The following is a 13,630-nucleotide window of genomic DNA, read 5'->3' as shown; positions in this document are numbered from 1 at the left end:
ATGATGAATGGGAAAAATTAAATTTGGCGTGATGTTGCATGGTCCTGGTGGGCACATGAATGCTTGGAAACATGAGAGTGTGCCGGCGGATGCGAGTGTGAATTTTGAGTTTTATAAGGAACAGGCTTTGAAGGCGGAGGCGGCTGGTTTTACGCTTGCTTTTGTGGCGGATGGGTTGTTTATTAATGAGAAGTCGATTCCGCATTTTTTGAATCGGTTTGAGCCTTTGACGGTGCTTTCGGGATTGGCTGCGGTGACGTCGCGGATTGGGCTGGTGGGAACGCTTTCGACGTCTTATAGTGAGCCGTATACGGTGGCGCGGCAGTTCGGATCGCTGGATTTGATTAGTAATGGTCGGGCTGGATGGAATGCGGTGACTTCGCCGCTCGAGGGTTCGGCGAATAATTATAGTAAGAAAACGCACCCGGAACATGCGCTGCGTTATGAGATTGCGGTGGAGCATTTGGAGGTCGTGAAGGGGCTTTGGGATTCGTGGGAGGATGATGCGTTTGTGCGGAACCCGGAGTCGGGGCAATTTTTTGATCGGGAGAAGTTGCATCGTTTGAATCATCAGGGGCGTTTTTTCTCGGTGGAGGGTCCGCTGAATATTGGTCGTTCGAAGCAGGGGCAACCGGTGATTTTTCAGGCTGGGGCGTCGGAGCCGGGTAAGGATTTGGCTGCAAAAGAGGCGGACGCTGTGTTTACGAATGGTGGTTCGCTCGAGGAGGCGCAGGCGTTTTATGCGGATGTGAAGGCGCGGACGGTGGCGAATGGTCGTAACGCGGACGAGATTAAGATTTTCCCTGGTTTTGCGCCGATTGTTGGGGTGACGCAGGCGGATGCGGACGCGAAATATGAGAAGATTAAGAATTTGGTCTCGGATGAGGAGGCGCTTGCGTATCTTGGTCGCTTTTTTGATCATTTTGATTTCGGGAAGTTTCCGCTAGATGAGCCGTTTCCGGATATTGGGACGGTTGGTGAGAATAGTTTCCGGGCGACGACGCAGAAAATTAAGGCGGATGCTAAGCGTGAGGGCTTGACGTTGCGTGAGGTGGCGCTGCGGGTGACGACGCCAAAATCGGCTTTTGTGAGCACGCCGGAGAAAATTGCTGATGAGTTGATCGCTTGGTTTGATGGCGAGGCTGCAGATGGTTTTATTTTCGGAGCGCCAGTTTTGGGTGAGGGCTTGGATGATTTTGTTACAAAAGTGATTCCGATTTTGGAGGCGCGTGGGTATTATGATCGGGAATATGAGAGCGATACGTTGCGTGGAAATTTGGGATTGCCGTTTAAGGAGAGTCGTTACGCGGACAAAGTTGAGTCGCAAAACTAAGGAGGAATTTTTGTGGGGGATGTTATTCGGTTAGCAAAGCTTGAGGATGCGGTGGTCGTGCATGATGTCTCGATTCGTGGGTACAAGCCGCTGAAGGATATGGATATAAAATTTGTTGGCGCGACGGCGAATTTGGCGACGGTCGAGGAGAATATTCGGCGAAACGCGAATTATGTGTTGGAGCGTGATGGGCGGATTATTGCGACGGTGACGGTGGCTTTTCCGTGGGCTTTAGGGGAACGCTCGATTCAACCGTATCCGTTTATTTGGTGGTTCGCGGTGGACCCGGATTTCAAACGGCAAGGGGTTGGAACGGCGCTTTTGGATTATGTGGAGGAACAGGTTTTAGTGGCGCAGATTAAGGCTCCGGCGGTTTATTTGGCGACGGCGACGCGGCATCCTTGGCTTGTTTCGATTTATGAGCATCGTGGGTATGTTGGATTTTACGAGCATGAATATGAAGGGGATAACATTGTTTTCTTACGGAAAGTGTTGGATGAATCACTGTTTGCGGAGCTTGGCGATGTGGACGTGCTAGTTAATTCGAATTAAGGGGAGATTGGATGAAAAAGTGGATTTTTGGTGCGTTGTTAGTTGTGGCAAGTGGTGTTTTGCTCGCGGGTTGCGGGCTTGGAACGGATACGGGGGCGTCGAGTGATGCGCTAACAAAAGATGGCAAGGATGTTAAAACGATTGTGGTTGGGACTGGTACGCAATTCCCGAATATCTGCTTTATTGATGATAAGGGGAATTTGACGGGGTATGATGTGGAGCTTGTTAAGGCGCTGGATAAGAAGTTGCCGCAGTACAAGTTTGAGTTTAAAACGATGGATTTTTCGAATTTATTACTGAGTTTGCAGACTAATAAAATCGACTTCGTGGCGCATCAAATGGAAGTGAACGATGAGCGTAAGGAGAAGTTTTTATTTAATAAGGAGCCATATAATGTTTTTCCGTTGCAGGTGGCGGTGAACGAGAAGAATACGGATATTAAGTCGGTTGCGGATCTTGCTGGGAAGACGGCGATTGTGAGTGCGACGAGTAATTCGGCGGTGTATTTGGAGAAATATAACAAGGAGCACGGGGATAAAATTAATATCGTGTATTCGGGGACTGGGAATAATGACGCGACAAATCAAATTAGAACGGGGCGCGCGGACGCTACGATTACGACTCCTTTTGCGGTGAAATTGCTGAATGAACAGGCCGATGCTCAGCAAAAAGTGGTCGGTGATCCTGTGCTGAACTCGAAGGTTTTCTTCTTGTTACGCAAAAATGAGTCGCAGTTGTCGGATGATTTGGACGGGGCGCTGAAGGAATTGAAAGAGGAAGGCGTGGTTAGCAAGCTGAGCAAAAAATGGCTTGGTGCTGACTATACAGTAGACTTTTAAAGAATAAGGGGTGGAACGCGGATGGGGAAGGCGTTTGATTGGCATTTGATTTTTGATTTTATTCCGACGTTGCTGGAATATTTGATGATAACGTTGCAGGTTTTGTTTTATGCGACGGTGATTGGGCTTGTTTTAGGGCTGATTTTGGCGGTGGTTCGGTTGTTTCGCGTACCGGTTTTGAGCCAATTGGTCATCGTGTTTCTTTCCTTTATTCGCGGGACGCCGATGTTGATTCAGCTGTTCTTGGTTTTTTACGGGTTACCGGCGTTATTGCTCGTGTTTGGCGTCGATATTTCGCGGATGGCGCCGGCGTATTTCGTGATTGTGACGTACGCATTGCGTGATGGGGCGATTTTCTCGGAGATTTTCCGGAGCGCGATCAAGGGCGTGGATTATGGGCAAACGGAGGCCGCGATGTCGGTTGGGATGAGCCCGATGCAGAGCTTTTTCCGAATTGTGTTGCCGCAGAGTGCAAGTATCGCGTTTCCTAATGTCGCGAATTCGGTGATTAGTTCGCTGAAAGACACATCGCTCGCGTTCACGATTGGGCTGATGGACATGATGGGGCGCGGGGAAGCACTGATTGCGGCGACGGCTCACGCGCTGGAAGTCTACATCGCGATGTCAATCATTTATTATGCGGTTGTTTTAATCTTAGAACAAGCTGCAAAAGTATTTGAAAAACGCGCAAATCGGCATAAAGCGCCAGTTATGGCGTTAGATTAGGAGAGGAGGCGAAACACACGATGCAACTCGATTATCCGTTTATTTGGGAGGCTTTTAAAGAAATTTTGACGGCGCTCCCGCTTACCTTAATGCTTACATTTGTACCCCTGATTGTTGGTTTTTTGATTGGACTTGGCGTCGCGCTAGCACGTATTTATCGCGTCAAGGGCGTCTATCATGTGGCGAATGGCTATGTATCTTTTGTCCGCGGAACGCCAATCGTGATGCATATTATGCTCATTTATTTCGGCTTGCCGCTGCTACTCGATAGCTTAGCGAAGCGTTACGACTGGTCGTTCAACATCAACGGCGTACCGATCACGATTTTTGTACTTATCGCTTTGTCACTTAGCGCTGGGGCTTACCTTTCCGAGATTATCCGTTCTGGCATTGTCGCTGTCCCAAGTGGCCAAATCGAGGCGGGTTACTCGGTCGGGATGACCAAATTCCAAGTGATGACGCGCATCATTTTACCGCAAGCACTCGCGCAGTCGATTCCCAATTTGACGAATATCGTGGTTGGCTTTTTGCAAGCGTCGTCCATTGCCTTCCTCGTGTCCGTCAAAGAAATCACGGGAACCGCGCAGATCGTCGCCTCCAGCAACCTCAAGTTTCTCGAGGCATTTATCGCGGCGGGGCTGCTATACTGGGGCGTCACGATCATCATCGAACTATTCGCGTCACGCATCGACCGCAAAGCCACGGCCTATAACCAGGGAGGGATTGGATGATACGCTTACAAGGAATTAAAAAGCAATTCGGCGAACAAGAGGTGCTAAAAGGCATCGATTTAACGATCAATAAAGGCGAGGTAATCACGATTCTAGGACCCAGCGGCTCTGGAAAAACGACGCTTCTGCGCTGCCTCAATTACTTAGAAAAACCAAATGGTGGACTAATCGAAATCGGCAATGTGACTGTAGCCACCGAAAAAGCGACGAAAAAAGACATCATTGCCCTGCGTAAACAAACCGCGATGGTATTCCAACATTACAACCTATTCGCGCATAAAACCGTGATTCAGAACGTGATGGAAGGCCTTATCGTCGCCCAAAAAGTGAAAAAAGCCGAAGCCCGCGCGCGCAGTGAAGCTATCCTCGCAAAAGTCGGACTCGGCGACAAGCTCGATTTTTATCCAAGTCAGCTTTCAGGTGGACAGCAACAACGCGTCGGCATCGCGCGAGCACTCGTCCTAAACCCGGAAGTTATCCTGTTTGACGAACCAACTTCCGCGCTTGATCCAGAGCTCGTCGGTGAAGTTTTGGCAGTCATCAAATCCATCGCGGAAGAAGGCATGACCATGGTTGTGGTGACGCACGAGATGCAATTCGCGAAAGAAGTCTCCGATCATGTCCTGTTCATGGCGGACGGCGTTGTGGTAGAAGAAGGAAGCCCAGCCGAACTATTCGGCGCACCAAAACAGGAACGAACCCGCCAATTCCTAAAACGGATATCTGGCGATGTAACCGTTCCGCCCGTAGTCGTGCCACTAAAAGAAGCCTGGATTCCGACCGCATCCAATCCGACCGCTTTTTAAATGTTATTGTTGAAAAAGAAACAAAAACGAGCTATAATTGTCCTTAACGCAAGAAGGAGGGCAAACGATGAACAAAGAAGACGAAATCATGTCAGGCGCCAGAGAAGTATTTAACAAGATGGCCTCGCTGAACAAGTCAAAAATGGAAGTTAGCCTCAAGGGATACAAATCGTCCGAAGTCCACGGCGTTGAGTACATCGGCAAAATGGCTGACCCCAATGTCACGAAGCTCGCGGAAGCCTTTTACATGACCCGAGGCGCTATCAGCAAATTGACGAAAAAACTGATGGAAAAAGGTCTCATCGAAAGCTATCAAAAAGCAGAAAACAAGAAAGAAATCTATTTCCGCCTGACTCCAAAAGGACAAGAAGTTTTTGATATCCATGAAAGGTTGCATCAAGAGTTCCAAGAGCGAGATAAAGTCGTTTTCGAGCAAATAACAGAGGAACAATTCCAGGCCACGCTAAACTTTCTAAAAAATTACAGCAATCACTTGGATGCCGAAATAAAGAAACAAAATACCGATGATAAAATATGAAACAGCTCACCCCTCATTTGGAACCAGAGCTGTTTTTTATTTCGAAAATAATTTGTTGACAAGGAAACAAAAATAAGTTATTGTTGACAGAGAAACAAAATAACGACGCTTAAGGAGCGAAATCATGCCACAAATCAAATCACACAACAACCAACCAACAGTCAATAAACACGCCCTAGTATTCGGTCTTATCTCCGTATTTCTTATCGGAATCGGATTCAGCATCATCACGCCAGTCATCCCGTTTTTAGTACAGCCATATATAACCAATCCAGGAGACCAAGCGATGGTCGTGACCTTACTCATGTCCGTATACGCCATCTGCATGTTCTTCTCAGCACCCGTGCTCGGAGCTCTCAGTGACAGATACGGCCGGCGTCCCATACTCATCGTCAGCCTACTCGGAGCCGCAATCGGATTTTTTGTTTTCGGAATTGGTGGCGCGCTATGGGTTCTATTCGCCGGACGCATCATCGAAGGCATCACAGGCGGTAGCATCAGCACCATCTTTGCCTACTTTGCCGACATCACGCCCCCAGAAAACCGCACCAAGTATTTCGGCTGGGTAAGCGCAATGGCAGGCGCAGGTTCCATCATGGGCCCAACAATCGGCGGGCTACTCGCAACCCATTTCGGCTACACCGCACCACTTTATTTCGGCGCCATCATCGCACTCTTAAACATGGTCTACGGTTACTTTTTCATGCCAGAAAGCCTCGACGCCAAAAATAGACTCCAAGAAATCACACCAGCCCGACTCAATCCATTTATCCAACTTTTCAACATCCTATCCATCAAAAATTTAAACCGACTTCTCATCGCGGCATTCCTACTTTGGATACCGAGCGGTTCCATGCAAGCCATCATGTCCCAATTCACTATCGACACTTTCAACTGGAAACCAGCCATCATCGGACTCGTGTTTTCCATCATGGGCTTCCAAGACATCATTTCACAAGCTTTCATCATGCCCCAACTCTTGAAAAAGCTCAGCGACAAGCAAATCGCGCTTCTTGGAATGACCGCAGAACTCATCGGTTACGCCTTCATCGCGACATCAACCGTCGCATCATCGGCACCAATTTTCATCGTTGGAATCTTTATATTCGGCTTTGGCGATTCCATCTTCGGACCATCATTCAACGGCATGCTATCCAAATCCGCCGATGCCAGCGAACAAGGCCGGATTCAAGGTGGCAGCCAATCCATCCAATCACTAGCGAGAATCATTGGTCCAATACTAGGCGGCGCGATCTACGTATCACTTGGACACGCCGCGCCAGCCGTGATGGGCGTTATCTTACTCGCCGCTGCGATTCTTGTTCTATACAAAGCCAAACAAGCCAGCAGCGCACACTAAAAAAGGGGGACAGAAATCCAGTTGTAGATTTCTGTTCCCCTTTTTCCTATAGAGAATAATAATCACTAAGTACCTTCGCCGCATCCGCTATCAATTGGTCGTTATATTCATCGTCTTTGCCCGTTTTCTTAGAATAAATAACCCACACGAGCGGTTTTGTGTCCTTGTCTTTAGGATAAATCATCGCGATAGCATTCCGGGTGCCGTAAGATCCAGCGCCAGTTCTATCACCAACAATATAACCAGCCGGAACACCAGCACGAATCAATGTAGCCCCAGTCGTGTTATCAATCAAAGTCTGCTTAAAATATGCCAATCTATCCGCCGGCAGATTCCCCTCGGTTAGGAGGTAGGCAAACGTCTTAGCCATCGCTTCCGGAGTCGTCGTATCACGGATATCACCAGGCACAGCATCATTTAGCTCAGGCTCAAAGCGAACAGGTTTCATCGTCTTATCACCAATTTTCACGAGCTCTTTCTCAAAGCCTTTAGGTCCACCAAGCTGTTGAAGCGTCAGATTCGCTGCCGTATTATCACTGTAAGTCATTGACGCGTTAATAAGCTCCTTCATCGTCATCCCGCTGTCCACATGTTTTTCCGTAATCGGAGAATGGTCCACCAAATCCTCTTTTGAAAAAGTAAACCGTTTATTCAGCTGTTCATCCGTCAAATTTTTAAGTAATATCCCGCCAGCAATCGCTTTGAAAGTGGAGGCATAAGCAAATCGCTCTTCTGCATTAAAACTAATGGTTTGCTTGCCTCCCATATCCATCCCGTAAACACCTAATGTCGCTCCATACTTTTTTTCCAGTTTTTCGAGCGCTGCTTTGACTTGTGCATTTTCCGTTTCCTGCTTCGTTTCTTCTTTTTTAGTGGCCGCCGCGTTTTTATCTGGCGCACCACACGCTACCAACCCCGCTACTGCAAAAATGACCGTCAAACCTAACAAAATTTTTCTCATACGCATGTTTTCATCTCCTATCTTTAGTTTGTGTTACACGGTCTAGTCTAGGGTACAAAATTAAAGAGGGATTGCAGAAAACAGAAAGAAAATATTAAGTTTTGATGGTGCATTTTCCGGCTTTGTTATTTAGCTAACAAATAATTATTATTACTATAGATCCGTTTAGCTACATACAAGAAAATCCCGGCTAAAAGGAGGTTGGAAGAAAGTGTTCCCAATAGATGCGTCCATACAAACTGGTCGTAAATCATCTCCCTCAATAAGAACGAAATATTAGCCAATGGAATGAAGAACATAGCCGTTGTCGTCTGGCTCAGACTAGTAGGGCTTATTCTAGTACTCGTCATCGGAAGCCCACTAATCGGCTGGACGTTACTCTTTTTATACCTCCTTGCAAGCCACTACCTACACCGAGCGCCACCAATTACGCGAGCCACACGCTATTCCAACTCACAAAAAATGAACGACCAGATGTTGCGGCATGGCTTGCGATGACCGAAGAACAATTACAACTAGCAAACATCGATTTTCAAGTACTATTATCTGATTTACCTATCGAAAAAGGCGAATTAATAACGTTCCTATCAGCGATTTTGGCCAATGCAAAAGAAGCCGCGACGCAAACGGACAATGGCTGGATAACGTGGCGATTGCAACAACAAAGCGGCCTATTTTTACTTGAAATAGCGAACGCGACGAATATGTCAAGTCAAGCCGTCATGGACCATGCAATAAGGCCTAATCTGAGTTCAAGCAAAAAAGAGGTGAGGCTGGGACCAACTCACTTCTTTTCTTAATGGGATACCGGCAATTGACCGAGACGCTTGATTTCTGCGATGATACTTTCTCGTTCTGATTGTGTTAGGTTAGGATTATTCAGTTTTTTCTTTTGAGCAGCAATGAGTTGCCCTTTTTCGCGGCCAGTAATGGCGCTCGTTTCTTTTGCGGGCTCTGTTGCTTTTTCCTCGACTTCTGGCTGCATCGTTTTTGGTGCTATGGGTGTTTCTTTGGTTTCTTGTTTAGGCGTCTCTGTTACTGAGGATTGTTCTTTTGTTTGCGTTTCGGCCTCCAATTTTTCCTTAGAAGCTGCTATTTTCGCATTATCCTCTTTCAAAACGGTATTTTCATCCTTCACCTGAGCGATTTCTTTCTTCAACGCTTCGATTTTTGCCTCTGCTTTCTGTAAATCTTCATTTTGAGGCGTTTCTGCTTTTTCATTGCCACATGCGACGAGCGCTAAACTTGCTAAAATCGCGAGACTTAGTAGTTTCTTCATTTTGATGATTCCCCTTTCGTAACTTATCATTATAGTATACATTACAGAAAATGCAAGGTTTATAATATTATGGCGTCGATGCATTAACTGGTATAATAAAGGCAGACATAGGCATTAAAATTTATATACGTGGCACATACATAGTTCTAATTTTAAGAAATGAGGAAACCCAATGGATAAACAGAAACAGCAGCTAAGCATTGAAGTGGCGCGACTTTACTACCAATCCGACTATAGCCAACAAGAAATCGCCAGCCAACTAGGCATCTCGCGCCCAACCGTATCGCGACTTTTGCAATTTGCCAAAGAAAGTGGTTACGTCGAGATCAAAGTCACCGATCCGTTCGCTGATTTGGACGCATTGGAGGCTGCACTCAAAGAAAAATATAACTTAAAAGAAGCACACGTCGTCTTTTCACCGACTAGCGAATACACAACCATCACCGACTTCCTCAGCAAAAAAGGCGCTGAATACCTCGAAGAAACCGTCAAAAATGGCGATATTCTAGGCGTCAGCTGGGGAACAACGATGTACGAAGTCGCGAAAAAAATCCGACCACAAGACGTGCGCGGCGTCGAAGTTATTCAACTAAAAGGCGGGATTAGCCATTCCAACGTCAATACTTACGCGTCCGAAACCATCTCCCTATTCGCCGAAAACTTCCAAACGATGCCGCGCCACTTACCGCTTCCCGTGATTTTCGACAACGCGACTGTCAAGGAAATGGTGGAACAAGATCGGCATATTCATCACATCATCGAGATGGGGAAACAAGCCAATATCGCCGTTTTTACTGTAGGCACCGTCCGCGATGAGGCGCTTCTTTTCCGACTTGGCTATTTCAATGAAGCCGAGAAAAAGCTGCTGAAATCGATTGGAGTCGGCGATATTTGTTCTCGTTTTTACGATAAAGACGGCCAAATTTGTAGCGTGGAAATCGATGCGCGCACAATCGGTATCGAACTCGACTCACTCAAGCAAAAAGAGCGCTCGGTTCTGATTGCAGGCGGAGCAAGAAAAGTTGCCGCGATTCACGGCGCACTCCAAGGCGAATACGCGAACATCCTCATCACCGACCAATTCACCGCGAAAGAATTAGTTCGATAAGTAGTTTGAACATAATTTCATATATATCTTTACAAATGTTCATATATGTATTATGATGAAGACAAATAATAGAAAAGCGAGGAGATTAATCATGACGAATATCGCCAAAATGATCGACCACACAGCTTTAAAACCAGAAACAACGAAGGAAATGATTCTAAAACTGACGGCAGAAGCGAAACAATATAATTTTGCGTCTGTATGTGTCAATCCAACTTGGGTCGAGCTAGCACATGAACAATTAGCAGGAACTGGCGTGGACGTGTGTACCGTTATCGGCTTCCCACTTGGCGCTAACACAAGCGTTACCAAAGCTTTCGAAGCAGCAGACGCTATCCAAAAAGGCGCAACAGAAGTCGATATGGTCATCAATATTGGTGCCCTAAAAGACAAAAACGATGCATTAGTAGAGTCTGATATTAAAGCCGTTGTCGACGCAGCAAAAGGCAAAGCACTGGTCAAAGTTATCATCGAAACGTGTCTATTAACAGACGAAGAAAAAGAACGCGCATGCCGTCTAGCGGTAGCTGCAGGAACTGATTTCGTCAAAACATCAACAGGATTTTCAACAGGCGGCGCAACAGCGGAAGACATCGCGTTAATGCGCAAAACAGTTGGACCAAACATCGGCGTGAAAGCATCCGGCGGCATCCGCACAAAAGCAGACGTGGATAAAATGATTGAAGCAGGCGCAACACGTATCGGAGCAAGCGCGGGCGTGTCGATTGTTTCAGGAAATGACGCAAATCCAAAAGATAACTATTAACAAAATCACCGAAATGTGGCATGATGGAGGAGAAGTAATTTTTCCTGTGAAAAGAGGCGAGCCACATTGGGTGCAACGATTCGAGATATTGCAGAAAAAACGGGTGTTTCCATTACGACTATTTCCCAAATTCTAAACGGTAAAGGAAGTCGTTTCAGTGAAGCAACGCGTAATAAAGTGTTTCAAACCGCAAAAGATTTAGCCTATAAACCGAACTTTTTTGCGAAAAATATGGTGACGAATCGGACGAATACGATCGGCATGATTGTACCGGAAGTAACGGATCCATTTTTTTCGCAGATGGTGAAGGGCGCCGAGGACTACTTAAACGCCCATGATTACATGATTTTGTTGTGCAATTCGTCGCAGGACAGTACGCGCGAAGACTTGTATGTCGAAGAACTTTTGCATCGGGCCGTAGATGGCTTGATTATCGCGAGTCCAAATATTTTAGCGTCAAACGTGTTCGCACAGCTGGAAGCGCTACATAAACCGTACATTTTGCTCGATCGCAAACGGCACCACCGCGAGGAAGGCAATATTTTTATCGACGACTATGAAGGCGGATACATGGCAACAGAACACCTCCTATCACTTGGTCACACAAAAATCGGGATTATCACGTCAGACGATTCCTTTTATTCCGTAGAAGAACGCTTACAAGGCTATCAAGCAGCGCTAAAAGACCACGGCATAACAGGCTCACCGATGTGGATTATGGAAGGCGACCAAACGATGCCAGGCGGCTACATCGCATCGAAAAAACTACTAGAAACCGCAGAAATCACCGCCCTTTTCGTGACCAATGACCAGATGGCAGTCGGAGCATACCGCGCCGCACTCGAACTCGGAATCACGATCCCAGACGACCTCTCGATCATCGGTTTCGACGACATCGAGCTCGCAGAATACATGGCGCCGACACTAACGACCATCCGCCAACCAATCTACGACATCGGCAAAACCGCAGCCAAATACCTACTAAAAGCCATACAAAACCCAACCGAAAAAATGCCCAACAAAAAAATGCCACTAGACCTCATAGCCCGCCAAAGCACAAAAAAACGGTTGGCAAAATAAAACGCAAAACAAAAAGAAACACAGAAAACCCATCCAACAAGATATCCCACCAAACCTCAGCGTGTTCACAAGTGCTTAGATTCTAGGCAAAAGTGAGTACCAGAGCGGAACGTACTAAAGTACGCGAGCACTGGAACGGAACTTTTAACGACGAAAATGAGCACTTGTGGACACGCTGAAAGAGGATATTGTTTCACTTGGGGAGAAAATGATGATATACTACTCAAAGTAAACCGTTTTACTTTTTCGGAAGCTAAATGTAACCGCTTGCTGAAAAAGTATAACTACCATCAGTAAACCGTTTTACCGAACATAGCAATAATTGTTTCATACTTTAAATTATTGGGGGATTCATAATGAAATATCTAATTGGTATTATTGGCTTGATTGTCGTGCTAGGCATTGCTTGGATCGCGAGTAACGATCGCAGAAAAGTGAAGTTCAAACCGATCATCATCATGATTGTTTTACAGTTTATTTTAGGATTTATCTTGCTGAACACGAGCGCAGGGAACTGGCTTATCGGCGGGATTGCAGACGGTTTCGGTAAATTATTATCGTACGCTGCAGAAGGTGTGAATTTTGTGTTCGGGGGAATTGTGAACACCGGTCAAATGTCCTTTTTCCTAAGTGTGTTATTGCCGATTGTCTTTATTTCGGCACTCATCGGGATCTTGCAACATTGGCGCATCCTTCCGTTTATCATCAAATATATTGGTCTCGCGCTGAGTAAAATCAATGGAATGGGGAAATTAGAATCCTATAACGCTGTTGCATCCGCGATTCTTGGTCAATCCGAAGTTTTTATTTCCGTGAAAAAAGAACTTGGTTTACTGCCAAAACATCGTCTATATACGCTTTGTGCTTCCGCGATGTCAACCGTTTCTATGAGCATCGTCGGCTCTTATATGGTACTCTTAAAGCCAGAGTATGTCGTCACTGCGCTAGTTCTTAACCTATTCGGTGGCTTCATTATCGCTTCGATTGTCAATCCATATGAAGTCACTGAACAAGAAGATATTCTCGAAGTCAAAGAAGAAGCGAAACAGAGCTTTTTCGAAGTGTTAGGCGAGTACATTATGGACGGTTTCAAAGTAGCGGTCACGGTTGCTGCGATGCTGATCGGATTCGTCGCAATTATCGCGATGATCAACGCGATTTTCAGTGGTATTTTCGGACTTTCATTCCAAGAATTACTCGGTTATGTTTTTGCACCATTTGCCTTCCTAGTCGGCGTACCGTGGGATGAAGCGGTCAAAGCGGGAAGCATTATGGCAACGAAAATGGTATCCAATGAATTTGTCGCGATGACTGATTTGAAGAATGGTAATTTCAACTTCTCAGGCAGAACAACCGCGATTGTATCCGTATTCCTAGTATCTTTCGCAAACTTTTCATCAATCGGCATTATCGCTGGAGCAGTCAAAAGCTTGAACGACAAACAAGGTATCGTTGTTGCCAGATTCGGCTTAAAACTGTTATTCGGCGCCACATTAGTTAGTTTTTTAACAGCCACAATCGTTGGCTTAATCTATTAAGGAGGTTTTTGAA

General features: G+C 46.2%; 16 protein-coding genes. 14 read left to right on the top strand and 2 right to left on the bottom strand.

The features are described 5' to 3' along the window. The first annotated feature begins 7 nt into the window (after positions 1-7). From EP58_RS14615 to EP58_RS14580, 8 genes are all read left to right on the top strand, one after another. Positions 8-1,333: an LLM class flavin-dependent oxidoreductase gene (locus EP58_RS14615; protein ID WP_036094565.1), complete on the top strand. Its 1,326-nt coding sequence runs from the start codon at positions 8-10 to the stop codon at positions 1,331-1,333. Between the two features lie 12 nt (positions 1,334-1,345). Then, positions 1,346-1,885, top strand: a complete 540-nt coding sequence (locus tag EP58_RS14610) for a GNAT family N-acetyltransferase (RefSeq protein WP_036094563.1) — start codon at positions 1,346-1,348, stop codon at positions 1,883-1,885. Positions 1,886-1,896: 11 nt separating this feature from the next. Further along, positions 1,897-2,724 (top strand): amino acid ABC transporter substrate-binding protein, encoded by an 828-nt coding sequence (locus EP58_RS14605; protein WP_036094561.1) that lies wholly within the window; start codon positions 1,897-1,899, stop codon positions 2,722-2,724. Between the two features lie 21 nt (positions 2,725-2,745). Then, positions 2,746-3,450 (top strand): amino acid ABC transporter permease, encoded by a 705-nt coding sequence (locus tag EP58_RS14600; protein WP_036094560.1) that lies wholly within the window; start codon positions 2,746-2,748, stop codon positions 3,448-3,450. Positions 3,451-3,470: 20 nt separating this feature from the next. After that, positions 3,471-4,181, top strand: a complete 711-nt coding sequence (locus tag EP58_RS14595; RefSeq protein ID WP_036094558.1) for an amino acid ABC transporter permease — start codon at positions 3,471-3,473, stop codon at positions 4,179-4,181. Next, on the top strand, positions 4,178-4,987 hold the full coding sequence (locus EP58_RS14590; RefSeq protein ID WP_052164909.1) for an amino acid ABC transporter ATP-binding protein: 810 nt from the start codon (positions 4,178-4,180) through the stop codon (positions 4,985-4,987). The genes EP58_RS14595 and EP58_RS14590 overlap by 4 nt, the downstream gene beginning before the upstream one ends. 67 nt (positions 4,988-5,054) lie before the next feature. Then, positions 5,055-5,525 carry a MarR family transcriptional regulator gene (locus EP58_RS14585; protein ID WP_036094556.1) on the top strand — a complete coding sequence of 157 codons (471 nt, stop codon included), beginning with the start codon at positions 5,055-5,057 and terminating at the stop codon, positions 5,523-5,525. Between the two features lie 124 nt (positions 5,526-5,649). Next, entirely contained in the window at positions 5,650-6,885 is a 1,236-nt protein-coding gene (locus EP58_RS14580; protein ID WP_036094554.1) for an MFS transporter, read from the top strand. A gap of 46 nt (positions 6,886-6,931) precedes the next feature. Here EP58_RS14580 and bla read toward each other — a convergent pair whose 3' ends face one another. Next, positions 6,932-7,852, bottom strand: a complete 921-nt coding sequence (bla, locus tag EP58_RS14575; RefSeq protein ID WP_036094553.1) for a class A beta-lactamase — start codon at positions 7,850-7,852, stop codon at positions 6,932-6,934. Positions 7,853-8,134: 282 nt separating this feature from the next. On the opposite strand from bla, the gene EP58_RS17380 reads away from it, so the two are divergent. Continuing rightward, positions 8,135-8,344 carry a hypothetical protein gene (locus tag EP58_RS17380; RefSeq protein ID WP_124892722.1) on the top strand — a complete coding sequence of 70 codons (210 nt, stop codon included), beginning with the start codon at positions 8,135-8,137 and terminating at the stop codon, positions 8,342-8,344. Continuing rightward, on the top strand, positions 8,341-8,646 hold the full coding sequence (locus EP58_RS14570; protein ID WP_036094552.1) for a GHKL domain-containing protein: 306 nt from the start codon (positions 8,341-8,343) through the stop codon (positions 8,644-8,646). Before EP58_RS17380 ends, EP58_RS14570 begins: the two co-directional genes overlap by 4 nt. Here EP58_RS14570 and EP58_RS14565 read toward each other — a convergent pair. Continuing rightward, positions 8,643-9,125, bottom strand: coding sequence for a hypothetical protein (locus tag EP58_RS14565; RefSeq protein ID WP_036094550.1), 483 nt, complete (start codon positions 9,123-9,125; stop codon positions 8,643-8,645). The genes EP58_RS14570 and EP58_RS14565 overlap by 4 nt on opposite strands. Positions 9,126-9,297: 172 nt before the next feature. On the opposite strand from EP58_RS14565, the gene EP58_RS14560 reads away from it, so the two are divergent. The 4 genes from EP58_RS14560 to EP58_RS14545 all read left to right on the top strand — a co-directional run bounded on the left by EP58_RS14560 (position 9,298) and on the right by EP58_RS14545 (position 13,617). Beyond that, the gene (locus EP58_RS14560) at positions 9,298-10,233 is read left to right on the top strand and encodes a sugar-binding transcriptional regulator (protein WP_036094549.1); all 936 of its coding nucleotides are present in this window, start codon (positions 9,298-9,300) and stop codon (positions 10,231-10,233) included. 91 nt (positions 10,234-10,324) lie between these two features. Further along, complete coding sequence (deoC, locus tag EP58_RS14555; protein ID WP_036094547.1) at positions 10,325-10,999, top strand: deoxyribose-phosphate aldolase; 675 nt, start codon at positions 10,325-10,327, stop codon at positions 10,997-10,999. A gap of 66 nt (positions 11,000-11,065) precedes the next feature. After that, on the top strand, positions 11,066-12,079 hold the full coding sequence (locus tag EP58_RS14550; protein ID WP_036094546.1) for a LacI family DNA-binding transcriptional regulator: 1,014 nt from the start codon (positions 11,066-11,068) through the stop codon (positions 12,077-12,079). Positions 12,080-12,435: 356 nt separating this feature from the next. Next, positions 12,436-13,617 carry a NupC/NupG family nucleoside CNT transporter gene (locus tag EP58_RS14545; RefSeq protein ID WP_036094544.1) on the top strand — a complete coding sequence of 394 codons (1,182 nt, stop codon included), beginning with the start codon at positions 12,436-12,438 and terminating at the stop codon, positions 13,615-13,617. Positions 13,618-13,630: the final 13 nt, after the last annotated feature.

This window comes from Paenilisteria newyorkensis, assembly GCF_000766145.1.
Taxonomy (GTDB): Bacteria; Bacillota; Bacilli; order Lactobacillales; family Listeriaceae; genus Listeria_A; species Listeria_A newyorkensis.
The sequence above is the reverse complement of the archived record's forward strand: the minus strand, read 5'-3'. Positions and strand labels throughout refer to the sequence as shown.